The organism is Lentibacillus sp. (assembly GCF_035301925.1).
Classification (GTDB): domain Bacteria; phylum Bacillota; class Bacilli; order Bacillales; family Amphibacillaceae; genus Lentibacillus.
Genome location: NZ_DATGTI010000058.1, coordinates 1 through 26,923 on the forward strand (window position 1 = coordinate 1; position 26,923 = coordinate 26,923).

A 26,923-nucleotide genomic window follows, 5' to 3' on the forward strand; every position below is an offset into this window, starting at 1 on the left:
AAAAATTGATATCAGACACAATGATTCATTTATTTAAGAGGTTGTTCAAAAAGTTCGGTAAAAATGACACATCCCCTCGAACTTCTTGGTCTTTTTTATCTTCCTTTTTGAACACGCACTTTAACGACACTTCATATTAATAGTTATTATAGTACGGAATTTTCATAATATTGTCAAGAAGTAAACAAAAAATTTTATTACATATGTAACGCGATATGATTGTCTGGCAAATTATTATTCTAATAATCTGTTAAAACTTGACATATACTTTGAAAACGGTTTAAATTTAAGTTGACCTATTATAAAATAAAGGGGGAAAAGTTTCATGAAGAATCTGAAACTTATGGGCTTTTTACTTATTGTTCTGCTGCTTGCACTCGTGGGATGCGGCAGTGCACAGGATGAAGGAGGTGGCGAGACCGACGGAGGCAGTGATAACGGCGGTGAAGGGGATGAAGCATCATCGAGTGAAGAGGTTCGTGTCACCATTGGTACTGGCGGTACAAGTGGTACGTATTATCCGCTGGGTGTTGCAATGGCACAGCAGATTTTTTCTGATGTGGAAAATGTTTCACAGGCACGTGCCGTTTCAACAGGTGCTTCGGTAACAAACGCGCAGGAAATGGCAGCCGGTGATTATCAAATGGTACTGATTCAGAATGATATTGCGTACTATGCTGTAAATGGTGAGACACTTCCGGACTTTGAAGGAAGCACAGTCGATAACATGGCCGGTATGACATCGCTGTATCCGGAAGACCTTCAGCTTGTCACAACGGCAGACAGTGGTATCGAGTCAATTGAAGATCTTGAGGGCAAGAACGTAGCGGTCGGGGACCAGGGCAGTGGAACCGAAGCAAATGCCAATCAGGTTTTGGAAGCAGCCGGGATCACGTATGATGACATAACACCTGAGTATATGGGCTTTGGTGATGCTTCTCAGGGCTTGCAGAATGGTACACTTGACGCAGCGTTTATCGTTGGTGGTGCGCCAACAAGTGCGATTCAGGAATTGGGTGCCAGTAAAGATGTTAAAGTACTGTCACTTCCGGATGACGTCATCAGCAATCTGACTTCGGAATATTCGTATTACACGGAGAAAACCATTTCCGCCGACACGTATGCTGATTACGGTCAGGAAGAAGATATTCAGACAGTGGCTGTTATGGCGATCCTTGTCGTCGATTCGGAACTGCCGGAAGATGCGGTTTATAACATGACAAAAGCCATGTTTGAAAACAAAGACGCATTGGAGGCAGCACATGATCGCGGTGCAGATATTTCACTGGAGACCGCAACAGAAGGTATGTCAATCGATCTCCATCCGGGTGCAGCCAAATATTATGAAGAAGAAGGTGTCTCGGTCGAGTAATGATCGCCTCTTCCGACAAACGGCAAAGCCTGCATAAGCGCAGGCTTGCCGTACTATTAACAGGTTTAATAATCTTTGTCGGCATTTATTTGCTCATGAAAGATGTGCACGTCATGTACGCAATGGCGGATAATGGCGATGTATTGATTGCTGAGCGGATAAATGCCGATACAACTTTTTCGTCACGTTATCTCCATTCAGTGGCAAAGTGTCCGATTATCGAGATATATGAAGTGAACGACGCTTATGAAATGGTTTTAATGGAAAGCTGGAACTGCAGCTTTGGAGCCGGTATCGAGACAGAACCGCCACCCGGTGCAACCGATCGCATGGAAGACGGCTTTTATGTGATCGAACAGATTGATCAGACGTTTCAGGAGGTTCTCTTCCATCCTGTCAGTATTGCAGACCAAACGTTGACGATAGATGGCAAAAATTGGGATCTATCTCGTAAACCATTCGAGGGAAGAACATTTTCACTTGAAATTGAGAAAGAAAGTTTGTTTGTCTTTTTATGGCAGACTGTTTTTTAACTTTACCAAAGAACGTTATTAAACCGATCATGATCAACAGAAGGGAGGTTCTTTATGGCAAATTCAAATCTGGATAAGACGGTAAGTCAGGAAGAAATGAATAAACAATTGGACGAGCTGGAGGGCAGTGATCGGACACTGTTTGGCTGGATGGCGACCATTGTATTGGTTGTGGCTGTCGCTTTTTCGCTGTTCCATTTATACACAGCCGGTATCGATATGCTGCCACAGATGCAACAGAATGCGGTTCATCTGGGGTTTGCATTAACCCTCATATTTTTGATCTTTCCATATAAAAAGAACCTCGGACAGAAGAAAATACCCTGGTATGATATGGTACTGGCGGTACTTGGTGCATCAACGGGCATTTATATCATTATGATTTCCGATGTGCTTGTCGGCAAGGTTGGGAATCCGAATACAGTGGATACCATCATGTCGTTTATTGCACTATTACTTGTATTGGAAGCGACTAGACGCGTTGTCGGTAAACCGCTCGTTATATTGGCAACGGTTTTCATGCTGTACGCGTGGCTAGGTGACATGTATTTACCGGATTTTCTTGGTGCACGGGCCATATTGCCGGATGCCCTCAACCACTTTGGCTTTACGTGGAGTGAAATAGCGGAGTTCATGTATTTGTCCAACGAAGGAATTTTCGGTACGCCTATCACGGTTTCGGCACAATATGTCTTTATTTTTATTCTGTTTGGGGCGTTTTTGGAAGTGACCGGAGCTGGAAAGATGTTTATTGACCTGGCGATGTCCCTGGTCGGTTCATTTAAGGGCGGACCCGCTAAGGCTGCTGTTGTGTCATCAGGTATGATGGGATCCATTTCCGGAAGCTCGGTGGCAAACGCCGTCACAACCGGGACGTTCACCATTCCGTTAATGAAAAAAACCGGATTTCGGCCAAAGGTTGCCGGCGGTGTTGAGGTTGCAGCCTCTTCCAGCGGGCAGCTGCTTCCGCCTGTCATGGGCGCTGCTGCATTTATCATGGCCGACTTCACGGGGATTTCATATTTGGAAATTGTCAAATCAGCCGCTATCCCGGCGTTGCTTAGTTATACAGCGATATTGTTCATGGTCCATCTCGAGGCCAGTAAGCACAATTTACTGGGGATTCCAAGAAAAGAGCTCGTATCGCCGTTTAAGATTTTTGCAGGGCGTGGCTACTTGCTGCTGCCGATTATTGCGATTATCGTCCTGCTCATCATGCGGCTGACACCGATATTGGCTTCATTTATGGCGATCGTTGGAACAATTACAATTGCCCTGTTTTCCTATCGCATGCAAAAAAACTTCGGCGCAGGTTTTCTTGTTTCACTCCTGTTTGTTGGGGCGGCCTATGCAGCCCATTTATTATTCGGACTGAATGAGTATGTCACATATGTTTCGATCGGAAGCCTGGTGTTTGCACTCATCTGGTACGCCATGGGTAAAAAAATAAAAGGCGAAAAACAAGTCAAGTTCGGTTGGAAGGAATTCTTCACAGCACTGGAGCTTGGTGCCAAAAACGCTTTAAGTGTTGTGGCAGCTTGTGCGACCGCGGGTATTTTGACCGGTGTTGTGACGATGACTGGTCTGGGGCCGATTTTCTCAGGTCTTATCCTGGATCTCGCGAATAACCAGATTATTTTGGTGCTGTTATTCACCATGATTGCTTGTATTATCATGGGCATGGGACTGCCAACAACGGCAACTTACATTGTTCTGGCAGCGGTGATGGCACCAGCATTGATCCAGCTTGGCATCCCGGTATTGGCAGCTCATTTATTCGTATTCTATTACGGTATTCTGGCTGACGATACACCGCCGATTAACCTGCCGGCCTATGCCACTTCAGGTATTGCCAAGGCAGACCCGGTGCAAACCGGTGTGCAGGGTTTTAAGTTTGATATGGGCGCCCTGCTTCTTCCGTATGCATTTGTGCTGAACCCAATGCTGATTTTGCAGGATGATACCGCAACTTGGATACAAGTCACATTAAGTGTCGCGACAGCATTTATTGGTATTATCGCCTGGTCAACGTTCATCCAAAGTTATCTGTTTACCAAATTTGGCTGGATTGAACGGATTCTTGCTGTAGCAGCTGCTGTTGTCCTGCTGAATCATACATTATGGACTGATTTGGTCGGGATTGGCCTATTTGCAGTCATTATTGCCTATCAATGGTGGAAAAAGAACCGGAGCGATAAATCCGGCGCGCAAACTGTACAAGGGGCGTAGGTTTTATTGGAGCTATTTTGCAGTGCTTTGCTGTGAAATAGCTCTTTTGTATTACGTCAGGAACGGTTTGCTTGTATAGTCAGATAGGAGAAACGCTGATAAAAATTCGCTGATAAACGAAACCGGCCGCTTTGAGTATTAGACTTTGTCCAAAAACAAAAGAAATCGGCCAAAAGCCGATTTCTACCTTTCCGATGCTCTTATTCCTGCACCTTATAATGTTCCTTTACCTGTTCGCGCAGCTTGCGTTTTAAAAATTTGCCGACGGAAGTTTTTGGAATGTCATCAAAGAACAGGATTTCATCCGGCAGCCACCACTTGGCGAATTGCGGACGGATAAAATCCAGCAGCTCATCTTTATCAACTTTATCAGCATAGCCTTCTTGCAGAACAACACAGGCAACAGGACGTTCCTGCCACTTAGGGTCCGGCATGGCTACAACACTTGCTTCCAAAACAGCATCATGTGCCATGAGAGCGTTTTCAATTTCGACTGAAGAAATCCATTCGCCACCGCTTTTGATTAAATCTTTCGTTCGGTCAATGATTTGAATGTTGCCTTCCTCATCAACTGTGACGACATCGCCTGTATGGAACCAGCCATCGCGAAATGCTTCCGCCGACCGTTCATCCTTATAATATTCATCCGCAATCCAAGGCCCACGCAGCAGCAATTCGCCCATCTCTTCACCATTCCAGGCAACTTCACCTGCATCACCGATAACTTTCATTTCCACGCCCGGCACAAGCGCTCCCTGTTTGGCACGTTCGCTTATTTTTTCTTCTTCGCTTAAGTTTTGCTGATAGCTTTTCAGGCGCGAATACGTCACTAACGGCGTTGTTTCGGTCGCACCATATGCATGTGCAAATGGAACACCCAGTTTTTGTTCAAATGCCTGGATTAATCCTCTTGGTGCAGCAGAACCGCCACAGAGAACTGAGCGCAAACTTGATGTATCATAGTCCCCTTGTTCCAATTCACGATACAGGGCAAGCCATATTGTCGGAACGCCTGCCGTTATGGTTACGCGAAATTTTTCAATGAATTCGGCCAGCCGTTTAGGCGTAAAACGGGGACCCGGCATCACTTGTGTTGCCCCAAACCATGTGCAGGCAAAAGGCGTACCCCAGGCATTAACGTGAAATTGCGGTACAATCGGCATTGATACATCATATTCGGAAATGCCGGCACTATTAGCAAGTCCGAGGGCGTAACTGTGCAGTACAATACCGCGGTGGGAGTAGACCACCCCTTTTGGCTTGCCGGTCGTCGCTGATGTATAGCACATGCCGGCAGGGTCATTTTCATCAATATCGTCCGCAAAAGCCTGCTCAGGATCCCCTGTCTGCAGCAATTCTTCATAAGCGTAAAGCGGCGTCAGACTTGATTCCGGGAGGATTTCCTTATCGGTCATGACGACAAATGTTTTGACGGTTTGAAGTTTATCCTTTACTTTTTCAATCAGCGGCAAAATATCTTCATCAATGAACAGGACATGATCTTCGGCATGATTGATAATGTAGATGATGTGTTCAGGTGACAACCGGATGTTGATTGTATGCAGGACAGCACCCATCCCCGGCGCCGCAAAGTAAATTTCCAGATGCCGGTGGTGGTTCCACGCCAGCGTTCCAATGCGGTCTCCCTTTTGTATACCAAGCTGTCCGAATGCACTCATCAGCCGCCGCACACGCTCGCCGATTTCGGCATAGGTAAGGCGGTGCAGCTTATCGTGTGTTTGCGAGATCACTTCTTTTTTAGCGAAAAACTTTTCCGCGTGTTCAAGCATTGGACCAATGGTGAGCTGTGTTTGCATCATAAAACCATCTCCCTTATTCAAGTTTGTAGTTGCTTGGGTATATAATATCATTTTATTACGATAATTGAAAAAATAATAAACAATCGTACAGAAGGAAGAACCGGATAATCCATGCTACAATGAAAACTAGACTTCTTTTATTTGGAGACGGATTGATATGAATGCTAAACGGAAAGGCGAAAAACCATGACAAAGCAGCATGACTTTACTGAGGGGAATATTTTCAAGCATTTGATCGTATTTTCCGGTCCATTGATGCTGACAAATCTACTTCAGACGTCGTATCAGTTTGCCGACAGTCTTTGGGTCGGCAATTTGCTCGGAGCAAATGCACTTGGGGCAGTGACGATTTCGAGTACAATCATTTTTACGATTCTTTCCTTCGTGCTTGGGCTGAATAACGCTGCGCTAACGATATTATCCCAGCAAAAAGGAAAAGATAACGAAACCGGATTAAAGCGTTATTTAAATGCCTTTGTGGTTATACTGACGGTAATCGCATTGGTATTGAGCACTGTCGGCTATGTGTTTGCGGAACAGCTGCTTCTGCTCCTTGGCACACCGGAAAATATGCTTGGTGAGGCAAAATCATACTTACAGATCAACTTTCTCGGAATCTTGTTTTTGTTTGGTTATAACTTCCTCAGCACCGTCTTGCGGGCCCTTGGCGACAGCAGGACACCGCTTCGGTTTGTCATGATCGCCGTACTGCTCAATATCATCTTGAATCCACTGTTTATTGCCGGACTGGATTTTGGGATTAACGGCGCTGCGTTTGCAACCATCTTTGCACAGGGCAGTGCTTTTCTGTACGGAATCATTCATGTGCTGTCCAAAAAGCTTGCACCATTCAGTTTACCGACTGTTCCATCGAAGCAGGAGGTTGGTCTGATTTTAAACCTGGGAATCCCGTCAGGTTTGCAAATGGCGGTTATTTCTGCAGGCTCAGCTGCCATTATGAGTGTCGTCACCATTTTCGGAAGCGGCGTTGTGGCCGGCTTTGGAGCAGCACAGCGTCTTGACAGGATTTTAATGCTGCCGGCGCACGCTCTGGGTACGGCTGTCAACAGCATGGCCGGTCAAAACATCGGTGTCCGGAACTGGTCACGTGTGAAAAAGATTGCGAAATACGGTGTTCTTTATAACTTTTCCATCATGATGCTGGTAGGTCTCATCGTTGTTATATTTGCGGAATATGGTATCAGGTTGTTTATTGACGAAACCGAAGCTGTGGCATTTGGGACGAAGTATTTGCAGATTGTGGCATTGTGCTATCCGTTTTTGGGCATTAATTTTATTTTGAACGGTATCGTCCGGGCATCGGGTGCGATGTATCAGGTATTGGTTTTGAACATCATTTCTTTCTGGGTGCTGCGTTTTCCACTGACCTATGTTTTTTCAGGCTGGTTCGGTGATACCGGAATCCCACTTGGTATGGGTGCGAGCTTTTTACTCAGCAGTTTTGCAGCTTTCATGTACTACCGGTTTGGCAAATGGCGTGAGAAAAAATTGTTTGCTCGTAATCAGTAGCTGTAATACCGGAAGAAGCGGTCGGATAGTGGTCAATTCCGGACATGATTACAAATTCGGCCGATTGTTGCCTGCTTGACCATGCATAGAAAGAAAGAGGGCTAGAATGAAGCGAAAAACGAAACAAGCCATCAAACAAACAGCTATCGTTGCAGCAGCTTTATGCGGTATACTGATCGCACTTTCCGCCGTTTCACTGGATTGGCTGGATTACTCAGCGGATCAGTCGAATCCAATTGTCAGAGAACAGGTTTTGGATCATAAGCCGCTCGTGGAAAAATATGCAGCACAATATGGTGTTTCTGAACATGTGGACGTTCTTCTGGCCATGATGATGCAGGAATCAGGCGGCCGGGGGGATGATCCGATGCAATCATCCGAAAGCTACTGCGGCTCGCGCGGCTGTATAGAAGATCCTGAGGTGTCCATTAAACAGGGTGTCCATTATTTTTCCAAGGCGCTTGAGGAAGCAGATGGTGATCTGAAGCTGGCCATTCAATCATACAATTTTGGCAGGGGATTTATCGATTATGTCAAAGCCGATTCGGGGAAATATACACAAGATGCAGCCGTGAATTTTTCAAAAGACATGTATGCTAATGCCGATAACCAGTCAAAATTCCGCTGTCCGCGCAAAGAAGCCCAAAAGATTGATGCGTGTTACGGCGATATTTACTATGTCCGCGATGTCATGGCATATATGGATGCTGTGGCGGAAAAGTAGTATCATTACGTGGGGAAATGATACGATGAATGCAAATAAAAAATGGGAGGAATCTTAATGCGAAAAGCAATCCATACGGAAAAAGCACCGGCTGCCATTGGGCCGTATTCACAGGCAATCGAGGCCGGTGACTTCATTTACGTATCCGGTCAGATTGGTATTGACCCGGAGACAGGGGATGTTGCCTCAGGCATTGAAGAACAGACAAAACAGGTGATGCATAATTTGCAGGCGATATTGACGGAAGCAGGAGCCGATTTTTCACAAGTGATCAAATTCACGATTTATCTGGCTTCCATGGATAACTTTGCGACCGTTAATGACATTTATGGCCGTTATTTAACAGAACCTTATCCAGCCAGAGCGACGGTTGAAGTCAGCCGGCTGCCGAAAAATGTCGAAATTGAAATCGATGCGGTTGTTTATTCGAAGTAAAGGAGAGTCTTCAGATGGAAAATTTTACATATTATAATCCGGTCAAGCTGATTTTTGGAAAAGGGCAGCTCGATAAGCTTCCGCAAGAGGTTGCCAAGTACGGTAAAAAAGTGCTCCTGGTATATGGCGGCGGCAGCATCAAACGGAATGGGATTTATGATAATGTCTTAAGCAAATTGGATGAAATCAATGCGGAAGTGCATGAACTTCCCGGTGTTGAGCCAAATCCACGCGTGTCGACTGTCAGGAAAGGCATTGAACTCTGCAAAAACGAACGGATTGAATTTGTGCTTGCTGTCGGGGGCGGCAGTACCATTGATGCCACGAAAGCCATTGCTACCGGGGCAACAACAGACACTGACATTTGGGATATTGTCACAAAAAAAGAAAAGGCAACAGATGCATTGCCCTTTGGAACAGTGCTGACGATATCGGCAACGGGGTCGGAAATGAACAGCGGCTCGGTTATCACCAATTGGGAAACACGTGAAAAGCATGGCTGGGGATCGCCATACACACACCCGAAGTTTTCGATACTCGATCCCGCTCATACATTTTCCGTACCACGTGAACAGACCGTTTATGGCATGGTGGACATTATGTCACACGTGCTGGAACATTATTTTCACCAGACGACAAATACTCCTGTCCAGGACCGCTTTTGTGAGTCCATTTTGCGGACGGTCATGGAAACAGCGCCGAAACTGCTTGATGATCTGGAAAACTATGAATACCGCGAGACCATCATGCTGAGCGGCACATTGGCATTAAACGATATGCTGAATATGGGCTATCGCGGTGATTGGGCGACCCATAACCTGGAGCATGCCGTCTCGGCTGTCCATGATATTCCGCATGGCGGCGGACTAGCGATTATTTTCCCGAACTGGATGACGTATGTTCTTGACGAAGATAATGCACCGCGGTTTAAACAGTTGGCAGAGCGTGTTTTCGATGTTGAAACAGCAGGAAAAAGTGATAAAGATATAGCTCTGGAGGGGATTGAAAAACTGCGTGACTTTTGGATTTCAATAGGCGCACCTGCCACATTGGGTGATTATAACATTGACGAAAGCAGCATCGAGGAAATGGCTGATAAAACAGTGATTGCCCGTCCGGAATACGGAAACTTCAAGACATTATCGAGAGAAGATTCGGTCAACATTTTGCAGGCATGCCTTTAAAGGCCAATTTCCGACAAAATATTTCCCGGGCAATAAAAGGTGAGAGAAATGACGAAAATTAAAAGAAGAACTGGCCGGTTTATTGATAAACGGCCAGTTCTTCTTTTATAGCTTCGCGTATTTTATCTAAACATTCTTCAGGTGTTCTGCCGTAAACGCGACGATTGTTTACAAGTGCATAGGGCCGCACCCTGCACAAGCCGCAAAGCGCTAAACATTCATTCATCAATACGGCTACCTCTGGAAATTCACTTTCGATAATACCTTCTATATCTAAAGAAGTGATCGCGTTTCCGTCACAGACCTCAACAACGATTGCGCCCATAGCTATCACTTTCTTTCTAATTAAATATAATGCCTGTTATTTTTAACATATTTCGTATAACATATCAATACTTTTGCATAGCGGGACGGGGGTCAGGCTTAGTGTTCCTCTCCAGCAACAGAAATATTTAATACACATGCATATTTTTTGACGCGAAACATTAACTGGAGAGTATGAACATCAGCCTGGAAGTGCAAAAACACGTTTGCATTTAAAAAATAAACAGCAGCCTGCAAAAAGCTGCTGTTTCCAGAATCAGTGCGTCGACACCGGACGGCTTTGCTTCCGTCTTTTCCCGGCAAATTCGTGTCTATACCATGTGACAAGCATGATGATACCACTGATAATTAAGAGTGCGCTGGTGACATAGAAGACCATCGAAAAGCCGAAGAATCCGGCGAGCATCCCGCCAAGTGCCGGTCCGATAATGTTTCCCAAAAACCGCAAACTTGTATTGTAGCCAAGCACTTCACCCTGCATTGACAGTGGCGCTTCCTGTCTCAGGTAGGCAATCCTTACAGGGATGATGCCACCGATTGAAATACCGAGCAGGAAGCGCAAAACCACCAGCTGCCAGATATTTGTTACAAAGGCTCCGGGGAAATAAACAATACCAGCCATGAATAACAGGAATATCAATATCTTAATATAGCCGATCCGGTCACCCCATCGGCCCCAACGTCTGGCCATCAGCAAATTTCCCAGTCCTGCCGCTGAGAAGGCCATTCCGGAAAAAAATGCGATATTGACTGGTCCATGAATCTCAGCAACATACAGTGACAGTATAGGCTGTATGCTGAAGTGTGCAATCTGTACGAGTGCGGATATCAGCATCACCACAAGCAGGACGGGATGCCCGATAATGTGCAGCACCACTTCTTTACTTGTATAGGTCAATTGTTCTTCAGTGCTTTCTGTATTTTTGTAGAGCACTTCCCGGATACCGAATAATACAAGCAATCCTGACAGGAAAATGGTAACAGAAACCCATTTGAATGTCGCTGAGTATCCGAACATGTCAGCAAGTACTCCGCCAAGCAAAGGGCCCATCAGATTGCCGGTCACACTACCGGTCTGCAGTGTGCCCAATACCCGGCCGGCGATTTCTTTAGGTGTTTGAGTCGAGATGAGCGCCTGAGACATCGGGATGAATCCGGTGAAGATGCCCATGAACAGCCTCAGGAAAAAAAGTTCCCATACAGAATTGGCAAAACCCATTAATAAAACAGATAATCCCATCCCCATAGCGGACAGGATTAATATATTCTTTCGACCGTATTTATCACCGATACGCCCCCAGATTGGTGAAAAAATAAAAGCCGTGCCAAACGTGATACCAAAAATCCATCCTGACCAATTTTGTACATAAGCGTCTGAGAAATTACCGAATTCCTCGATATATAATGAAATAAAAGGAAGCACCATCGTCAGGCTTCCGCCAACAAAGAAATTTGCAATCCACATGATGGCTAAATTTCGTTTGACATTAAGGTTATCCTGAGAAATTATAAGTCCCTTCTTTCCAATTTACTTCGATATCCTAAATAATATAGTAGAACAACAAAAGTTTAAAGCAAATTGCTCACATTTATGTTCTTTTAAGAAGGTGTTCAAAAGTCCGGTTAAAATGACACGTCAAATAGAAGAAATTCTGCTCAAGAAAAAACTATTCAAAGAAACTATAAAACGGTATAATTAGTCTGACTGGTAAATAAGATGTAAGGTGGACAAGTAAAATCTCTGTAAAGGAGCAGCAAATATGAAACGTTTTTTAAATGCAATGGTCACGTTCCTCGTGCTGGCGGCAATGGTACTCAGTTTTACGGCGCCGGTTCATGCAGTAAGTGATGGAACCGATGAAGGCGCTCCAATCGTTGTATATGGTGAAGCCTTATCTGATTCGCAAAAGCAGGAAGTGACTGAATTACTTGAAGTAACCGACCCTGATGCGGTTGAAGAATATACTGTCACAGGCGAAGATATTGCAAATTACATTGATGGTGATCCAAACTCAAATATGTATTCCTCTGCTAAAATAGTGAGAGAAGAAGAAGGCAATGGCTTAACCATTAATATTGTAACACCCGATAATATCACCGAAGTTACTAAAGAAATGTACGCTAATGCACTTCTGACAGCAGGTGTGGAGAATGCAACCGTTGATGTGGCATCGCCTGTTCAAGTGACAGGCTCATCCGCTCTGACAGGGATCTATAAGGCTTATGATGCGGAAGGGGAGCAGCTTGATAAAGCACGAATGGAACTGGCGAATGACGAACTTAATGTTGCAACAGACCTGTCGGAAAAGGAAGGTCTGAACCAGGAGAAAGTCACTGAACTGCTGGCCGACATTAAGCAGGCGATAGCCGATCAAAATCCTGCCACGAAAGAAGATATTGAACAAATTGTCGAGGAACAACTGAATAATCTCGAGATATCATTGAGTGAAGAAGACCGCCAGATGCTGATTGATTTATTTGACCGGATGCGTGATTTGGATATTAATTTTGATAATGTGAAAGAACAGCTCGATGACATTGCCTCCAAGGTGCAGGACCTGGTGAACGATGAAGGGTTCTGGGATAAAGTAGAGAACTTTTTCAGCAACCTCCTTAATATGTTAAGCAATTTTCTGGAGAGTGTCTTTAATTAAATTAAGGTTGATATTTTTCGGAATGGGATGATAAAAGCAAAATCAGGTTAATATCTCCCGGATCCGGTCGACATATGCATGTTACCGTATCATTAGTAAGTGATACGGTAACTTTTTTGAGATGAGCTATTTCCCGGCGGGTCAGGCCTTTGATTCTGAGTGGTTAGGCTTTATGTCACCTGACTTAATGTTTTCAATATGGTGACAAGCAGCATGATGACCTTCTTTCATATGATTAAGGTGCCGTAAATCCGGTACCTCTGTTTGACATATCTCAGTCGCAAACGGGCATCGCGTATGAAAACGGCATCCAGCTGGCGGGGAAATTGGAGAAGGGACATCCCCCTGTAAAATAATCCGCTCTTTTTTCTTTTCCGGATCCGGTGTCGGGATGGCTGATAATAAGGATCTTGTATAAGGGTGCTGTGGATTGTCGAATAATGATTTTTTATCAGCAATTTCGACGATTTTGCCTAAATACATGACAATAATCCGATCGGAAATGTGCCGTACAACGCCGAGATCGTGGGCAATGAACAAAAATGTCAATTTAAATTGCCTTTGCAGCTTTTTCAACAGGTTTAACACCTGCGCCTGAACGGATACGTCCAAGGCGGAAACAGCTTCGTCACAAATAATCAGCTTCGGATTGACAGACAGGGCACGGGCAATGCCAATCCGTTGCCGCTGACCGCCGGAAAATTCGTGCGGGTACCGGTCGATTTGTTCGCCATTCAGCCCGACTGTTTCAAGCAGCTCAATGGCGCGTTCACGCTGTTTTTCCTTTGGCACGGCATTTTGTATGGACATTGCTTCTGTTATAATGTTGCCGACTGTTTGCCGGGGGTTTAAAGAAGCATAGGGATCCTGAAAAATCACTTGGAGATCTTTACGGCGTTTCCGCAGTTCACGTTTATTCAGTGATAACAAGTCCTCTCCGTTAAATTCAATCGTACCGTCTGTCGGTTCATCCAAGCGAAGAATCGCGCGTCCTGTCGTTGATTTTCCACAGCCCGATTCACCGACCACGCTCAATGTTTCACCTTCGTATATATCAAACGATACATCATCCACTGCTTTAACATAGTTGATGGTCCTGCCCAAAAATCCGCCTTTAATCGGGAAATACTGTTTTAAGTGATCAACTTTAAGAAGTTCTTTCTGATTCACCTGCATTCACCTCCAGATCGCCATCCCAGCGGTCAGTATAAATCCAGCAGCGGACTTCGCTGTTATCTTTCTGTTTGACAAGGGTGGGCAATTCGTCTTGGCACAGATCTGTCGCAAATGGGCATCTAGGTGCAAACCGGCATCCTTTAGGCATATCCTTGGCACTTGGGACATTTCCTCTGATCGGTACAAGTTCATCCACGTCTGTATCATGCCGTGGAATGGATTTCATCAGCCCGATAGTATAGGGGTGTTTCGGATCTTTAAACAGTGATTTGACATCTTGGTACTCAACGACCTTGCCGCCATACATGACAGCGACATCATCACAGGTTTCGGCTATGACGCCCAGGTCGTGTGTAATCATGATGACGGACATGCCAAATTCCTTCTGCAAGTGATTGATTAAATCAAGTATTTGCGCCTGAATGGTCACATCCAATGCCGTTGTCGGTTCATCGGCAATCAGTAAATCAGGGTTGCAGGTCAATGCCATGGCAATCATGACCCGCTGTCGCATACCACCTGACAATTCATGCGGGTATTGTTTAATACGCTCTTCAGGTGATGGGATACCAACATGCCTCAACAGTTCAATTCCTCTATTGGTGCCTTTTTCTTTGCCGAGTCCTTCGTGAACTTTAAGCGTTTCACGTATTTGCTGACCGATTGTGTAAACTGGATTCAATGAGGTCATGGGCTCCTGGAATATCATGGAGATTTCATTTCCGCGAATATCACGAATCGCTTTATTGTTCGCTTTTGTTAAGTCCTTTCCTTTAAAGTTCACTTCTCCACCGACGATTTTTCCCGGCCTTTCGAGTAATTGCAGAATGGATAGTGCCGTAATGCTTTTACCTGAACCGGATTCACCGACAATTCCGAGGGTCTTTCCCTTGGTCAATTTCAGAGAAACACCGTCAACTGCCTTTACTTCAAACTCATCAGTAAGGAATGAGGTTCTCAAATCCTTTATATTCAAAATGATCTCTTCACGCATCGTGTTCACCTCTTTTGCAAATAATTAATCTAAATCAACGCGTTTATTCAGAAATTTATATGAAATATCGACGAGCAAATTAACAAATACGAATACAACCGCTATCGTCAGTACAGCCGCTTGAACAACTGGAAAATCCCTTGCCAGGATACGGTCGATAATCAATTTACCCATCCCGTTAATCGCAAATACGGACTCTGTTAACACCGATCCGGCAAGCAGACCGCCGAATTGGAGCCCGACAACCGTCACAACTGGGATCAGTGCATTCTTCAATGCATGCCGGTAAATAACAACGCGTTCTTTTAATCCTTTGGCCCTCGCCGTCCGGATGTAATCCTGGGTCAATACATCCAGCATACTCGAACGCGTCATCCGGGCAATAACGGCTGCCCCCATTGTTCCCAGAGTGATGACCGGCATAATTACCTGTTCAGGTGTTCCCCAGCCGGTCGGCGGCAGCCAGCCTAAATTGATGGAAAACCATTGCATTAACATAAGCCCCAGCCAAAAGTTCGGCATTGATAATCCAAATAAAGCGACAAGCATAATCCCAATATCTGAAAAGGTATACTGTCTGACGGCAGAAATGATGCCGGCAATCAAACCAAGGAATATACTAAAAATCGTGCTGTATATGGCCAATTCAAATGTGACCCAGAATTTCGGCCATAATTCATTCGTTACGGGCAGGCTGGTTCGCCATGAGTTTCCGAACTCCAGCACTGCTGCATCTTTGACAAAATCAATATATTGCAGGGGAATGGGGTCGTTTAATCCAAGCCGTTCCTCGATTTGCTCCACCGTTTCCTTAGGTGCATTCTCACCGGCAATAATGTGTGCAGGATTACCGGGTGTCAGGTGCATCAACGAAAATACAAGAATGGTAACACCTATCAGAACAGGGATTAACTGTAATACGCGACGAATGATAAACTGAAACATGTTTGCACCTACTTTCTATCGGTTCATTTTTGGATCTAACGCATCACGCAGTCCGTCACCCAATACATTAAATGCCAGTACAATCAGCATAATCACAAGACCCGGGAATAAGGCGATGTGCCCGGCATCCCACATATAGTCGCGCCCGTCACTTAACAACGCACCGAGTTCCGGAGATGGCGGCTGAGCACCCATCCCCAGGAAGGACAGGCCACTGGCAGACAGTACGGCGGTAGCGATGTACAGGCTTGCCTGGACGATAATCGGGGATGAGATGTTCGGTAAAATGTGTTTAAATATGATTCTGGTATCTGTAGCCCCCAATGCTTTCATGGCATCAATATATTCCAGGTTTTTGGTTGCCAGGGTAGACCCCCGGGCAATACGTGCAAAGGTTGGGACAGCAGAAATAGCCACCGCAATCACCACATTTTGTATATTGGCTTCCAGGATACTGATTAAAGCAAGTGCCAGCAGAATTCCGGGAAAGGCTAATAAAACGTCCATCAGGCGCATCATCACCGCATCAATTTTTCCGCCATAATACCCTGATACGATGCCGATTAGAACACCTGTCACACCACCTAATAATGTTGAGAAAAAACCGATAGCCATTGTCAGCCCCAACCCGTGGATAATGCGTGTAAAAATATCTCTGCCATGATGATCAGCTCCGAACCAATGCTCTGCAGATGGCGCCTCAAATTTAACGCTGTAATCCGGGTTATACGGATCAAAACTGGTTAAAAATGGACCAACAATCGCAATAATGATGAGAATAATAATTAAATAACCACCAACTAAAGCGCTTTTATTTTTAGACAGTTTGCTGTAAAACGCTTTCATCGATCTTTTTGTGGGACTGTCTGCCTTTTGGGGCTGGCTGTGATCATGTTTCGCCGGCTCAACGGCCATATGGATACCCCCTTGTCATACGTATCGTGTAAGATTTATGATTGGTTATTAAAAATATGATGTATTAATGGTATATGCGCTTGTCATTAAGAATAGAAATAGTATGACTAAAAAATAATAGGGGGTATCGAGAGGTATGGGACGAAATAAATTATTGTGGCTGTTTTCCTTTTTACTAGTGCTCGCCCTTGTTCTGACTGCTTGTGCCGGTGATGGCGAACCGGCAGAGGAGGATTCGAGTGAAGGCAGTGGCAGTACAGCTGAAGAAGGTGGAGAAAGTGGTTCCGGGGAGGCTGCTTCGGGTTCCGGCGGTGACTTAACCATTGCGATTAATTCAGATGTTGTATCACTGTCTACGCACGGTTCAAACGACGTACCTTCAAGTAATGTCACTGAAAATATTTACGAAACACTGACAACACTTGACGAAAATCAGGAGGTGCAGCCCGGACTTGCTGAAGAGTGGGAGGAAGTGGATGAAACAACTTGGGATTTCCATTTACGGGAAGGTGTCACGTTCCATGATGGTACAGAATTAACTGCAGAAGTGGTGAAAGCAAACTTTGAGCGTCTGATGGACGAAGACATTGCTTCGCCAAGAGCATTTTTGCTGGAAGCGGTTGAAAGTGTCGAGGTGCAGGACGACTATACGTTACGCATTAATTTGCTTTACCCGTATGCGCCATTATTGGCGAACCTGGCACATAATGGGACGGCTATTATGAGCCCGGATATTATAGAAGAAGACTATGCTCAGATGGAAGAAGGTGGTGATGTCGATACTTATATCAACCAGCATCCGGTTGGAACCGGCCCTTTTAAGTATGAAGATTGGACACCGGGGGAAAGTGTTGTCTTAACCCGTAATGAAGACTATTGGGGAGAACCGGCAAAACTTGATTCGGTAACGTTTAAAGTCGTATCCGAGCAAAGTTCACGTGTAGCCGAGCTTGAAACGGGTACATCCCATGTAGCTGATGCAATCGGTCCAAATAATATATCGCGAGTGGAAGGCATGCCAAATGCAAGTGTACTGCAGGAACCAAGTGTATCCCTGTCTTATATCGGTTTCAATGTACAAAAAGAGCCATTTGATGATAAAAGAGTCCGCCAGGCCATTTCGATGGCAATCAATAAAGAGGAAATCATCGAGGGTGTTTATAATGGTGTTGGTATTCCTGCAATTGGGCCGTTGGCGCCGCCGGTATTCGGTTACGATGAGTCCGTGGATGGTTTGGAATATGATCTTGAGAAGGCACAGGAACTTCTTGCCGAAGCCGGGTACGAGGATGGCTTTGAAACAACCCTATGGACAAACGATAGTGAACAGCGTGTGGACACGGCTGTAACAGTTCAGTCACAATTAAGCGAGATTGGTATCGATGTAGAAATTGAAGAACTTGAATGGGGCGCATATCTTGAAAGAACTGCAAATGGTGAGCATGATATGTTTATCCTCGGCTGGTCTACCGTTACGTCTGATGCCGACTATGGCATGTATCCGTTATTCCACTCTTCGGCAGTTGGCGACCCAGGTAACCGCTCATTCCTGGAAAATGACGAGCTGGATGAGGTTCTGGATGATGCACGCCGGGAGACCGATCCTGAAGCGCGTCAGGAGCTGTACACACAGGCTCAGGAAATGCTCGTGGAAATTGCACCAATGTTATATATACACCACCAGGAGTACTTGCTCGGTGTAAGTGACACCGTAAAAGATTTTGGTATCGATGCTCAAGGTATATACCAAATTAAGCAAGCATATATTGAAGAGTAGTTCCCACCATTTTAAGTTCAAACTGGAAAATAAACCGGACCCGAGCGGTTTTAAGCCAACTGGGTCCGATTTTCGTTAACAGTTAACAATAAAGGATGATAACATATAGATTCTGATTCAAATGATGATACCTATATGCGGAATAGGCCGATATCATGTTATAAGCTATAATAAATCAGAAAAAGGATCAATAAAAGCAAAAGCAGTGCCATCCACTGAAAACGCACAATCCGATAAAAAGTTTGATTGACCCTTGCTGATGGTGCGGGTTTTTCCCGCCATTCTTCCAGAGGGTCCCCATCTTTTGACATGACACTGCGGAACCGTCGGAAACCGAATGCCATACCGTCGTAGAAACCGCCCTTTATGGTATATGTCACCAGCGAAACAATCATATAAACCAGCATAAAATAGAATGTCATGTTCAAGAATTGCAGTATCGAAAAGGCAGATGCCGATAAGTAAACCAAAAGAAGTATAAACCCTATGTTCACTAGTAATAGCTGTAAATTTTTTTTAACCATTTCTGTTTTGTCCTGCCTTCTTCATATAATCTTTGCAAGAGGTTGTCCAAAAGGTAGGTAAAAATGACTCATCGAATAGAGGGTCTTCTGCAAATCGTACAAGACAATCGTAAACGCAGATTACACCTTAACACGCGAGAAGACACTTCCTTGTGAAGAAGACAACTTTTCCTTCTCACGACCTCGTTCAGGGCAGCTTTACTTTTACTCGAAACTGCACAATCATTTCTCTTTGTTGAATAGTATATCATAGTTCCAGCGTCGCATTTAAATAATTTTTTTATGCCTGAAAACCTTTATTTTTCAAGCAATGAGAAATAAATAGTACTATTTCCCTTAAAAAAGTCTTTACAAACTTGTGAGAAAAATAGTATAATTCCTATCAAGCAGCTAAATCTGCTAAATTATCAAAAAATAGCAGTCTATTAAGGGGGTATTTTTCAACATGAAGAAGGTTTGGCTTTTAGCCCTGGCTTTATTCTTCGGTCTTTTCCTTGCTGCATGTTCCGGCGGAGATGACTCAGGTTCATCCGATTCCGGCAGTGACAGCGGATCAGAAGAAGGAACAGAAGAAGAATCCGGTTCAGATGGTGAACAGGTTCTTCACTTTACTAACGGTGACACGATTCCGTCAATGGACCCTGGCATGGCTACCGATGAATATGGTATTCAGTTCACCGGTGCTACAATGGAAGGTCTTTATCGTTTAAAAGATGGTGAAATTGTAGAAGGGATTGCTACGGAACATGAAGTAAGTGAAGATGGTCTGACATGGACATTCACACTTCGCGAAGATGCAACATGGTCAAATGGCGATCCTGTGACAGCACATGACTTCGTTTATGCATGGCAGCGTGCAGTGGACCCTGATACAGGATCTGAGTACGGTCCATACATGATGGGTGGCGTTATCAAGAATGCTACAGCCGTCAACGAAGGCGAAGTACCAGTTGAAGAATTGGGTGTGAGCGCACCTGATGACTATACATTGGAAGTTAATCTGGAAAACCCGGTGCCATACTTTGAATCGCTGGCTTCTTTCACAACATACTATCCATTGAATGAGGACTTTGTTGAAGAACAGGGTGACTCATTTGCAACAAGCACAGACACATTGCTATTCAATGGTCCATTCACACTGGAAAACTGGGAAAGCACAGCAAGCTCCTGGGAACTTGTGAAAAACGAAGACTACTGGGATGCAGAGACCGTCCAGCTTGACAAAATGACATTTGAAGTAGTCAAAGACCCGCAAACGGCGGTAGACCTATATGAGTCTGGTGAAGTTGACCGGGCCGGATTATCATCTGACCTAGTTGACCAGTATCAGACACATGACCATTATCAAGTATTCCCTGAAGCATCTTTATTCTATCTGAAGATGAACCAGACACAAAGTGATGCGCTTGCTAACCAAAAAATGCGCAAAGCGATCGCGATGGCAGTCGATAAAGAAGCAATGGTTAATGAAATTCTGAATAATGGATCAATTGTTTCGAATGGCTTTGTACCAAAGGATTTTGTGCAAACGCCTAGCGGTGAAGATTTCCGCGAAACAAACGGCGATCTCCTGACTTATGATCCGGAGCAGGCAACAAAGCTTTGGGAAGAAGGCCTTGAAGAAATCGGCAAGGATTCCGTAGAGCTTGAACTGCTTGGCGGGGACAGTGAAACGGCAAAAATTTCTGATGAGTATATAGCCAACCAGCTGCAAGAAAATCTGCCTGGTTTGGAGGTAACACTCAAATCAGTGCCATTTGAACAGCGTCTTGACCTGGATACAAACATGGATTACCAGCTGCAGACTTCCGGATGGGGTCCTGACTACATGGATCCATACACATTCCTGAATCTATGGTTGACTGATGGTCAAAACAACAAAATGGGCTACTCCAACGAAGAGTATGATCAGCTGATTGAAGAAACAACCGGCGAATTGGCACAAGATCCGGAAGCACGTTACCAAAACTTCCTGGAAGCTGAGAAAGTATTGGCCGAAACAGCTGCAGTTGCACCGCTTTATCAAAGTGCCAAGGCTCAGCTGGTCCAGCCGAAAATCCAGGATGTTTATTTCAATTCTTTCGGACCGACATATGAATGGAAATGGGCTAGTGTAGGGTCAGAAGAGTAATCTTTTAACCCCAATAAAATATGCTGTAACTTTAGGGAAAGAGAGTATATGACCTGGTGGCATGTACTCTCTTTTACCCTGTATGGGAAAAATCTTATAATAATGAATATTTTTTATATGCAGCAAGAACAAACAGCAAATCAGGAGGTGCGGAAATGCTTCGATATATTTTGCGGCGGGTATTTTATATGGTTATTACACTGTTTATTATTGCCACCGTCACATTCTTCCTTATGAAATTGCTACCCGGCAGCCCGCTTTCCGCTGAAAACAAACTATCAGAGGAACAGGTGGAAATCATAGAGGCAAAATACGGGCTTGACAAACCAATCCCGGTGCAATATGTGAATTATATGGTTGGCCTCGTTCAAGGTGATATGGGTATATCCTTTCATTTTGACAATACCCCGGTGTCTCAAATCCTGATCGACCGGATGCCGCCCTCGCTCATACTTGGTGGACAGGCACTTATTTTTGGAACGATAGCTGGTATCCTGTTTGGACTGATTGCGGCCATTTATCATAACGGGTGGCTGGATTACAGCTCGACGATTATAGCCGTATTAGGTACGTCAATTCCATCATTTGTATTTGCAGGCTTGTTACAATGGTATTTGGCGAACAAGTGGGAACTATTTCCAGTTGCATTATGGGGGAGTTATGAACACACCATTTTGCCGACTATTGCTTTGGCGATTTTCCCAATGGCAACAGCAGCCCGTTTTACACGAACGGAGATGCTGGAAGTTCTTGGTTCAGACTATATTATGACAGCCAGAGCAAAGGGTGTCACTGAACCTGGCGTTATTTTTAAGCATGGACTTCGGAACTCATTGATTCCGTTGATAACTGTAATGGGCCCGATGGCTGTATCGCTGATGACCGGTACACTCGTTATTGAGAAAATTTTTGCTGTTCCCGGAATTGGTGAGCAATTTGTTAGCTCCATTGAAGTGCTTGATTACCCGACAATTATGGGCACAACCCTTTTGTTCTCTGTTTTATTTATCGTGATCATACTTATCATCGATATTCTATACGTCATCATCGATCCTAGAATTCGGCTGACAGGAGGGGGAAGCTAAATGGCAACGAATCAGCAGAAAAATGATGTACCAAAAGAACTCTTTGTCCCCCACGAGCGGAAAGAGGATACGAGTGAAAAGATAACAAAGCCGAGCAGATCCTTCTTCCAGGATGCACGGCGTACATTCTTTAAAAATAAAATGGCGGTTTTAAGTATTATCCTCATGGTCATCATTATCCTCATGAGTATCATCGGTCCATATTTTAATGAGTATGGAATGGATGACCAGGATTTATCACGTGCTAAAATGCCCCCAAGGGTACCAGTTATAGAGGATTTGCCGTTTCTTGGCATGAACGGGACACTGACATCGGAATTTAAGGGTGATACGGTTGAAGAAGCAACCGAAAACGCCATTATGCGGTATGACAATGCTGAAGATTATATTGATATAAAAGTTCTTTCTGAAGGAGACGGAAGTACAGATTCCGCTGAAGTTTCAGCAACTTATCATATCTATGAAGCAAAAGATATGCAGGATGAGTATTTCTGGCTTGGTACAGATCAGCTGGGACGTGACCAGTGGACACGCATATGGCTTGGTACACGGGTATCGTTAATCATTGCTTTTGTGGCCGCAGCGATTGACCTTCTGATCGGGGTTGCTTATGGCGGTATTTCCGGTTATTACGGCGGCAGAGTGGACGACATTATGCAGCGAATACTTGAGATTTTGATTGGTATTCCGAAACTCGTTGTCATGTTCCTGCTGCTCATTGTTCTGAAGCCGGGCATCATTTCCATTGTCTTAGCCCTTACGATAACCGGTTGGACAGGTATGGCACGTATCGTAAGGGGAGAAGTGCTTAAACAGAAAAACGAGGAATACGTCCTTGCGGCAAGGACATTGGGACAATCAAACGGAAAGATCATAATGAAACACCTGATGCCTAACGTTGCCGGTATTATCATTATTAACATCATGTTTACAATTCCAGATGCCATTTTCTTTGAGGCATTCCTCAGTTTTATTGGTCTCGGTATTGTACCACCGGAGGCATCACTCGGTGCATTGGTCGACGCAGGTTTTAAAGTGTTCAGACTATATCCTTACATGGTATTCTATCCAGCTGTTGTGATTTCAGTCATCATGATTGCATTTAACTTGATTGGTGACGGACTCAGGGATGCGTTTGATCCGAAAATGCACAAATAACAAGAGAGGTGTTTCTGAAGATGAGCAAATTATTGGAAGTAAAAGACTTAAGTGTATCATTTAATACGTACAGTGGTGAAGTACAAGCTGTAAGAGGCATCGATTTTGATTTGAAAAAAGGGGAGACGTTGGCAATAGTGGGTGAGTCCGGATCGGGCAAATCGGTTACGACAAAAGCCATCACCCAGCTGTTGCCTAAGCCTCAAGGATATATTAAAAAAGGGCAGATTCTGTTTGAAGGTCAGGATATTACCAAGTATTCAACCAAACAAATGCAGAAACTGCGCGGGAAAGATATATCTACCGTATTTCAGGATCCGATGACATCGTTGAACCCAACGATGAAAGTGGGGAAGCAGATTGCTGAAGGTCTGATCAAGCACAGGAAGATGAGTAAGGCACAGGCGAGGGAAAAAACAATCGAACTCCTGGAACTTGTCGGTATTCCACACCCGGAAACGAGGATAAAGCAGTATCCGCATGAATTTTCCGGTGGGATGCGGCAGCGTGTAGTGGTTGCGATTGCACTTGCCTGTAATCCGAAAATCCTGATTGCGGATGAACCGACAACAGCTTTGGACGTAACGATACAGGCACAAATTCTTGAGCTGATGAAAGACATTCAGCGTGAAATGGACAGTGCCATCATTTTCATTACACATGATCTGGGTGTCGTGGCAAATGTGGCCGACCGTGTTGCTGTCATGTATGCCGGAAAGATTGTCGAAATCGGGACCGCTGATGATATTTTCTATAATCCAAAACACCCTTATACGTGGGGACTTTTGGGATCAATGCCGACATTGGACAGTAATGAGGAAGAGTTGTTCGCCATTCCAGGAAGCCCGCCGGATATGCTGAATCCCCCTGAGGGTGACGCGTTCGCTCCAAGGAACCGGTTTGCCCTGGAAATCGATACAAAAATGGAACCGCCAATGTTCCAGGTATCCGATACACACTATGCTGCCACCTGGCTGCTTCATGAACACGCACCAAAGATCGACCCGCCGGGATCTGTCCAGCGGAGAATGCAAGGGTTTGCTTCAATGGACGATGGCAAGGATGGTGAAGAATAATGGAGGCAGAAAAAGTTCTTGAAGTGAAAAATTTACAGAAATTCTTTAAGGCCGGCCGTAAAAATATCATCAAGGCGGTCAATGATATTTCATTTGATATATACAAAGGGGAAACATTCGGTCTTGTAGGGGAATCCGGCTGCGGCAAATCGACCACAGGCCGGACAATCATCCGTCTCCATGACGCAACCGGCGGACAGGTTATTTTCAATAATGAAAATGTCCATGGAAAGAAATCGAAAAAGGACTTGCTGAAGCTGAACCGGAAAATGCAAATGATTTTTCAGGATCCGTCTTCATCACTTAATCCGAAAATGACTGTCATGGACATCGTTGCAGAGGGAATTGATATTCATAAGCTGGCCAAAAATGAAGAAGACCGAAAGCGGCGAGTTGAAGAACTTCTGGAAACAGTTGGACTGAACAGGGAACATGCGACCCGCTTTCCTCACGAATTCAGCGGTGGGCAGCGTCAGCGGATTGGTATTGCACGCGCACTTGCAGTTGAACCTGAATTCATTATTGCTGATGAACCGATTTCGGCACTTGACGTATCCATTCAGGCTCAAGTTGTCAATTTGCTGAAAAGGCTGCAGCGTGACTATGGTTTGACATTCCTGTTTATTGCACACGACCTGTCGATGGTAAAATATATCAGTGACCGGATTGGCGTTATGTATTTCGGCAATATGGTAGAATTGGCGGAAAGTGATGAGTTATACAAGAATCCCCTTCATCCATATACAAAATCGCTGCTGTCTGCCATCCCACTGCCGGACCCTGATTATGAACGGAATCGTCAACGGATAGCATATGACCCAGCTGAACATGATACGAGTGAAGAACCGGAATTCCGGGAAGTCAAACAGGGTCATTGGGTCCGCTGTACAACGAAGGAATTTGAACAATATAAGAGAGAGCTGGAAAATAAATAAAATTTGCGTCCTTACTGTCGAACACAGTAAGGATTTTTTTGCTATATGAATGAAAGGTTTGGCATCACTAAAATATCAATTTTGTTAAAGTGCGTTTTAGATTAATAGTCTCTTAAACTTAGATGTCACTTGACCGAAGCCACTGTGGCAACATCCATAAGACATAGATATGTAATGAAAACGCTTGTTTGAAATAAATCTATTAAAATTGTAATATTTCCCTGCCAGTTTGGTAACCCTTGTAACAGACACTTAATTAATATGTAACTGCACGGCCTTTAAACCTATGGTAATATGGGCGATGCAGAATTTAAAGGAGGGACTACCAATGAAGAAAATGGTAGCTTCAATTGCTACTGGTGTCATTATTTTTGGCGCTACAATCACCACTGCTTCTGCAGCAGAATACGAGGTCAAAAAAGGAGACAACCTTTGGGATATTGCCGAGGAACATAATACAAGCGTAGATGAATTAGTCGAAATAAATGAACTCAAGACAACCATGATTCATCCAAAACAAACACTTTTCATCAATGATATTTACAAGGTACAGAAAGGTGATACATTAATCGGTATCAGCGATGAGTACGACGTGTCGGTTGAGGATTTGAAAGACTGGAACAACCTTAAGTCCGATATCATTGCGATTGGTCAAGAACTGAAGATTAAAGGTGTGAATATTGAACAGGATGACAGTGAAGCGACATCTGAAGATTCATCCAGCCAGTCAAATGAATCGGGACAGTCAGCTGAGCCGGTACAAACATCGTCTAATACCAACAAAAACGCCAGCCAGGAACAATCATCACAGGATGATCCGGATGGCAAAACCGTAACCGTAACGGCAACTGCCTATACGGCTGACTGTGAAGGATGTTCAGGTGTTACGTCGACTGGCGTTGACTTGAATGCCAATCCGGACGCAAAAGTTATCGCTGTTGATCCAAGTGTCATTCCTTTAGGATCAGAAGTTTATGTAGAAGGTTATGGTTATGCAACTGCTGCAGATGTCGGTGGATCCATTAATGGCGAGAAAATCGATGTCCATGTCCCATCAAAAGATGAAGCCAATAGCTGGGGCGTCCGGACGGTTGATGTAACAATCGTTAATTAATATAAGTCAATTAAAAGGGGAGCATCTTAATCAGGTGCTCCCCTTCTATTATTTAGTTTAAAATAACCGTATTGCTATTATTGTCATCCTCTTCTTCTACAATATCTTCTGCATCGCCGGTCGTTTGAAAAAGTCCGATTATGCCAAAACTGAGAATCAATACGAAAAACAGGGACATCAAAACTTGCTTCATGACTCTTTTTCCTCTCTATTATCTTCTATATCAATTATAATAAAAAATAAGCGAAGATACCATGGATATTTCTAAAAATTAATAGGTAAATCTTA

24 protein-coding genes are annotated in these 26,923 nt (G+C 44.4%); 15 read left to right on the forward strand and 9 right to left on the reverse strand.

Features of this window, described 5'->3' with window-relative positions:
* Positions 1-325 precede the first annotated feature (325 nt).
* The 3 genes from VK080_RS05045 to VK080_RS05055 are packed head-to-tail and all read left to right on the forward strand — an operon-like array spanning position 326 to position 4,134.
* On the forward strand, positions 326-1,372 hold the full coding sequence (locus tag VK080_RS05045; protein ID WP_324223679.1) for a TAXI family TRAP transporter solute-binding subunit: 1,047 nt from the start codon (positions 326-328) through the stop codon (positions 1,370-1,372).
* A complete protein-coding gene (locus VK080_RS05050; RefSeq protein WP_324223680.1) occupies positions 1,372-1,905 on the forward strand; it encodes a DUF1850 domain-containing protein in 534 nt (177 codons plus the stop codon). Before VK080_RS05045 ends, VK080_RS05050 begins: the two co-directional genes overlap by 1 nt.
* Before the next feature lie 54 nt (positions 1,906-1,959).
* Complete coding sequence (locus VK080_RS05055; protein ID WP_324223681.1) at positions 1,960-4,134, forward strand: TRAP transporter permease; 2,175 nt, start codon at positions 1,960-1,962, stop codon at positions 4,132-4,134.
* 200 nt (positions 4,135-4,334) lie between these two features.
* Here VK080_RS05055 and VK080_RS05060 read toward each other — a convergent pair whose 3' ends face one another.
* Positions 4,335-5,954: a long-chain fatty acid--CoA ligase gene (locus VK080_RS05060; RefSeq protein WP_324223682.1), complete on the reverse strand. Its 1,620-nt coding sequence runs from the start codon at positions 5,952-5,954 to the stop codon at positions 4,335-4,337.
* A gap of 186 nt (positions 5,955-6,140) precedes the next feature.
* Between VK080_RS05060 and VK080_RS05065 the strand changes: the two genes are divergently transcribed.
* The 4 genes from VK080_RS05065 to VK080_RS05080 all read left to right on the forward strand — a co-directional run bounded on the left by VK080_RS05065 (position 6,141) and on the right by VK080_RS05080 (position 9,827).
* Positions 6,141-7,484, forward strand: a complete 1,344-nt coding sequence (locus VK080_RS05065; protein ID WP_324223683.1) for an MATE family efflux transporter — start codon at positions 6,141-6,143, stop codon at positions 7,482-7,484.
* A gap of 106 nt (positions 7,485-7,590) precedes the next feature.
* Positions 7,591-8,208, forward strand: a complete 618-nt coding sequence (locus VK080_RS05070; RefSeq protein ID WP_324223684.1) for a lysozyme family protein — start codon at positions 7,591-7,593, stop codon at positions 8,206-8,208.
* Positions 8,209-8,265: 57 nt separating this feature from the next.
* Positions 8,266-8,643, forward strand: a complete 378-nt coding sequence (locus tag VK080_RS05075; RefSeq protein WP_324223685.1) for a RidA family protein — start codon at positions 8,266-8,268, stop codon at positions 8,641-8,643.
* Between the two features lie 14 nt (positions 8,644-8,657).
* Positions 8,658-9,827: an iron-containing alcohol dehydrogenase gene (locus VK080_RS05080; RefSeq protein ID WP_324223686.1), complete on the forward strand. Its 1,170-nt coding sequence runs from the start codon at positions 8,658-8,660 to the stop codon at positions 9,825-9,827.
* Positions 9,828-9,906: 79 nt separating this feature from the next.
* Here the strand turns inward: VK080_RS05080 and VK080_RS05085 are convergent, their stop codons facing one another.
* Positions 9,907-10,152: a DUF1450 domain-containing protein gene (locus VK080_RS05085; RefSeq protein WP_324223687.1), complete on the reverse strand. Its 246-nt coding sequence runs from the start codon at positions 10,150-10,152 to the stop codon at positions 9,907-9,909.
* Positions 10,153-10,407: 255 nt separating this feature from the next.
* Complete coding sequence (locus VK080_RS05090; RefSeq protein ID WP_324223688.1) at positions 10,408-11,616, reverse strand: MFS transporter; 1,209 nt, start codon at positions 11,614-11,616, stop codon at positions 10,408-10,410.
* Between the two features lie 295 nt (positions 11,617-11,911).
* Between VK080_RS05090 and VK080_RS05095 the strand changes: the two genes are divergently transcribed.
* Positions 11,912-12,805 (forward strand): DUF1002 domain-containing protein, encoded by an 894-nt coding sequence (locus VK080_RS05095; protein ID WP_324223689.1) that lies wholly within the window; start codon positions 11,912-11,914, stop codon positions 12,803-12,805.
* A gap of 141 nt (positions 12,806-12,946) precedes the next feature.
* On the opposite strand, the gene VK080_RS05100 is transcribed toward VK080_RS05095, so the two are convergent.
* The 4 genes from VK080_RS05100 to VK080_RS05115 are packed head-to-tail and all read right to left on the reverse strand — an operon-like array spanning position 12,947 to position 16,835.
* Complete coding sequence (locus VK080_RS05100; protein ID WP_414672215.1) at positions 12,947-13,975, reverse strand: ABC transporter ATP-binding protein; 1,029 nt, start codon at positions 13,973-13,975, stop codon at positions 12,947-12,949.
* Complete coding sequence (locus VK080_RS05105) at positions 13,953-14,975, reverse strand: ABC transporter ATP-binding protein (protein ID WP_324223691.1); 1,023 nt, start codon at positions 14,973-14,975, stop codon at positions 13,953-13,955. The genes VK080_RS05100 and VK080_RS05105 overlap by 23 nt, the downstream gene beginning before the upstream one ends.
* A 24-nt stretch (positions 14,976-14,999) precedes the next feature.
* The gene (locus VK080_RS05110; RefSeq protein WP_324223692.1) at positions 15,000-15,920 is read right to left on the reverse strand and encodes an ABC transporter permease; all 921 of its coding nucleotides are present in this window, start codon (positions 15,918-15,920) and stop codon (positions 15,000-15,002) included.
* A gap of 15 nt (positions 15,921-15,935) precedes the next feature.
* Positions 15,936-16,835 carry an ABC transporter permease gene (locus VK080_RS05115; RefSeq protein WP_324223693.1) on the reverse strand — a complete coding sequence of 300 codons (900 nt, stop codon included), beginning with the start codon at positions 16,833-16,835 and terminating at the stop codon, positions 15,936-15,938.
* 136 nt (positions 16,836-16,971) lie between these two features.
* Between VK080_RS05115 and VK080_RS05120 the strand changes: the two genes are divergently transcribed.
* Positions 16,972-18,612: a glutathione ABC transporter substrate-binding protein gene (locus VK080_RS05120; RefSeq protein ID WP_324223694.1), complete on the forward strand. Its 1,641-nt coding sequence runs from the start codon at positions 16,972-16,974 to the stop codon at positions 18,610-18,612.
* Positions 18,613-18,770: 158 nt separating this feature from the next.
* On the opposite strand, the gene VK080_RS05125 is transcribed toward VK080_RS05120, so the two are convergent.
* On the reverse strand, positions 18,771-19,136 hold the full coding sequence (locus VK080_RS05125; protein WP_324223695.1) for a DUF3899 domain-containing protein: 366 nt from the start codon (positions 19,134-19,136) through the stop codon (positions 18,771-18,773).
* Between the two features lie 445 nt (positions 19,137-19,581).
* Here VK080_RS05125 and VK080_RS05130 point away from each other — a divergent pair, with 445 nt between their 5' ends.
* From VK080_RS05130 to VK080_RS05155, 6 genes are all read left to right on the forward strand, one after another.
* Positions 19,582-21,267 carry a peptide ABC transporter substrate-binding protein gene (locus tag VK080_RS05130; protein WP_324223696.1) on the forward strand — a complete coding sequence of 562 codons (1,686 nt, stop codon included), beginning with the start codon at positions 19,582-19,584 and terminating at the stop codon, positions 21,265-21,267.
* Between the two features lie 155 nt (positions 21,268-21,422).
* Positions 21,423-22,352 (forward strand): oligopeptide ABC transporter permease, encoded by a 930-nt coding sequence (gene opp3b, locus VK080_RS05135; RefSeq protein ID WP_324223697.1) that lies wholly within the window; start codon positions 21,423-21,425, stop codon positions 22,350-22,352.
* Positions 22,353-23,510 carry an oligopeptide ABC transporter permease gene (opp3C, locus tag VK080_RS05140; protein ID WP_324223698.1) on the forward strand — a complete coding sequence of 386 codons (1,158 nt, stop codon included), beginning with the start codon at positions 22,353-22,355 and terminating at the stop codon, positions 23,508-23,510.
* A gap of 20 nt (positions 23,511-23,530) precedes the next feature.
* Entirely contained in the window at positions 23,531-24,586 is a 1,056-nt protein-coding gene (locus VK080_RS05145; RefSeq protein WP_324223699.1) for an ABC transporter ATP-binding protein, read from the forward strand.
* Entirely contained in the window at positions 24,586-25,521 is a 936-nt protein-coding gene (locus tag VK080_RS05150) for an ABC transporter ATP-binding protein (protein ID WP_324223700.1), read from the forward strand. The genes VK080_RS05145 and VK080_RS05150 overlap by 1 nt, the downstream gene beginning before the upstream one ends.
* 328 nt (positions 25,522-25,849) lie before the next feature.
* On the forward strand, positions 25,850-26,635 hold the full coding sequence (locus VK080_RS05155; RefSeq protein ID WP_324223701.1) for a LysM peptidoglycan-binding and 3D domain-containing protein: 786 nt from the start codon (positions 25,850-25,852) through the stop codon (positions 26,633-26,635).
* Positions 26,636-26,687: 52 nt separating this feature from the next.
* Here the strand turns inward: VK080_RS05155 and VK080_RS05160 are convergent, their stop codons facing one another.
* Complete coding sequence (locus tag VK080_RS05160; protein WP_324223702.1) at positions 26,688-26,828, reverse strand: hypothetical protein; 141 nt, start codon at positions 26,826-26,828, stop codon at positions 26,688-26,690.
* Positions 26,829-26,923: the final 95 nt, after the last annotated feature.

What these genes read in the sequence shown, in the direction of transcription:
- VK080_RS05045 (WP_324223679.1), top strand. Translation starts at nt 326, where the DNA reads ATGAAGAATCTGAAACTTATGGGCTTTTTACTTATTGTTCTGCTGCTT.
- VK080_RS05050 (WP_324223680.1), top strand. Translation starts at nt 1,372, where the DNA reads ATGATCGCCTCTTCCGACAAACGGCAAAGCCTGCATAAGCGCAGGCTT.
- VK080_RS05055 (WP_324223681.1), top strand. Translation starts at nt 1,960, where the DNA reads ATGGCAAATTCAAATCTGGATAAGACGGTAAGTCAGGAAGAAATGAAT.
- VK080_RS05060 (WP_324223682.1), bottom strand. Translation starts at nt 5,954, where the DNA reads ATGATGCAAACACAGCTCACCATTGGTCCAATGCTTGAACACGCGGAA.
- VK080_RS05065 (WP_324223683.1), top strand. Translation starts at nt 6,141, where the DNA reads ATGACAAAGCAGCATGACTTTACTGAGGGGAATATTTTCAAGCATTTG.
- VK080_RS05070 (WP_324223684.1), top strand. Translation starts at nt 7,591, where the DNA reads ATGAAGCGAAAAACGAAACAAGCCATCAAACAAACAGCTATCGTTGCA.
- VK080_RS05075 (WP_324223685.1), top strand. Translation starts at nt 8,266, where the DNA reads ATGCGAAAAGCAATCCATACGGAAAAAGCACCGGCTGCCATTGGGCCG.
- VK080_RS05080 (WP_324223686.1), top strand. Translation starts at nt 8,658, where the DNA reads ATGGAAAATTTTACATATTATAATCCGGTCAAGCTGATTTTTGGAAAA.
- VK080_RS05085 (WP_324223687.1), bottom strand. Translation starts at nt 10,152, where the DNA reads ATGGGCGCAATCGTTGTTGAGGTCTGTGACGGAAACGCGATCACTTCT.
- VK080_RS05090 (WP_324223688.1), bottom strand. Translation starts at nt 11,616, where the DNA reads ATGTGGATTGCAAATTTCTTTGTTGGCGGAAGCCTGACGATGGTGCTT.
- VK080_RS05095 (WP_324223689.1), top strand. Translation starts at nt 11,912, where the DNA reads ATGAAACGTTTTTTAAATGCAATGGTCACGTTCCTCGTGCTGGCGGCA.
- VK080_RS05105 (WP_324223691.1), bottom strand. Translation starts at nt 14,975, where the DNA reads ATGCGTGAAGAGATCATTTTGAATATAAAGGATTTGAGAACCTCATTC.
- VK080_RS05110 (WP_324223692.1), bottom strand. Translation starts at nt 15,920, where the DNA reads ATGTTTCAGTTTATCATTCGTCGCGTATTACAGTTAATCCCTGTTCTG.
- VK080_RS05115 (WP_324223693.1), bottom strand. Translation starts at nt 16,835, where the DNA reads ATGGCCGTTGAGCCGGCGAAACATGATCACAGCCAGCCCCAAAAGGCA.
- VK080_RS05120 (WP_324223694.1), top strand. Translation starts at nt 16,972, where the DNA reads ATGGGACGAAATAAATTATTGTGGCTGTTTTCCTTTTTACTAGTGCTC.
- VK080_RS05125 (WP_324223695.1), bottom strand. Translation starts at nt 19,136, where the DNA reads ATGGTTAAAAAAAATTTACAGCTATTACTAGTGAACATAGGGTTTATA.
- VK080_RS05130 (WP_324223696.1), top strand. Translation starts at nt 19,582, where the DNA reads ATGAAGAAGGTTTGGCTTTTAGCCCTGGCTTTATTCTTCGGTCTTTTC.
- opp3b (WP_324223697.1), top strand. Translation starts at nt 21,423, where the DNA reads ATGCTTCGATATATTTTGCGGCGGGTATTTTATATGGTTATTACACTG.
- opp3C (WP_324223698.1), top strand. Translation starts at nt 22,353, where the DNA reads ATGGCAACGAATCAGCAGAAAAATGATGTACCAAAAGAACTCTTTGTC.
- VK080_RS05145 (WP_324223699.1), top strand. Translation starts at nt 23,531, where the DNA reads ATGAGCAAATTATTGGAAGTAAAAGACTTAAGTGTATCATTTAATACG.
- VK080_RS05150 (WP_324223700.1), top strand. Translation starts at nt 24,586, where the DNA reads ATGGAGGCAGAAAAAGTTCTTGAAGTGAAAAATTTACAGAAATTCTTT.
- VK080_RS05155 (WP_324223701.1), top strand. Translation starts at nt 25,850, where the DNA reads ATGAAGAAAATGGTAGCTTCAATTGCTACTGGTGTCATTATTTTTGGC.
- VK080_RS05160 (WP_324223702.1), bottom strand. Translation starts at nt 26,828, where the DNA reads ATGAAGCAAGTTTTGATGTCCCTGTTTTTCGTATTGATTCTCAGTTTT.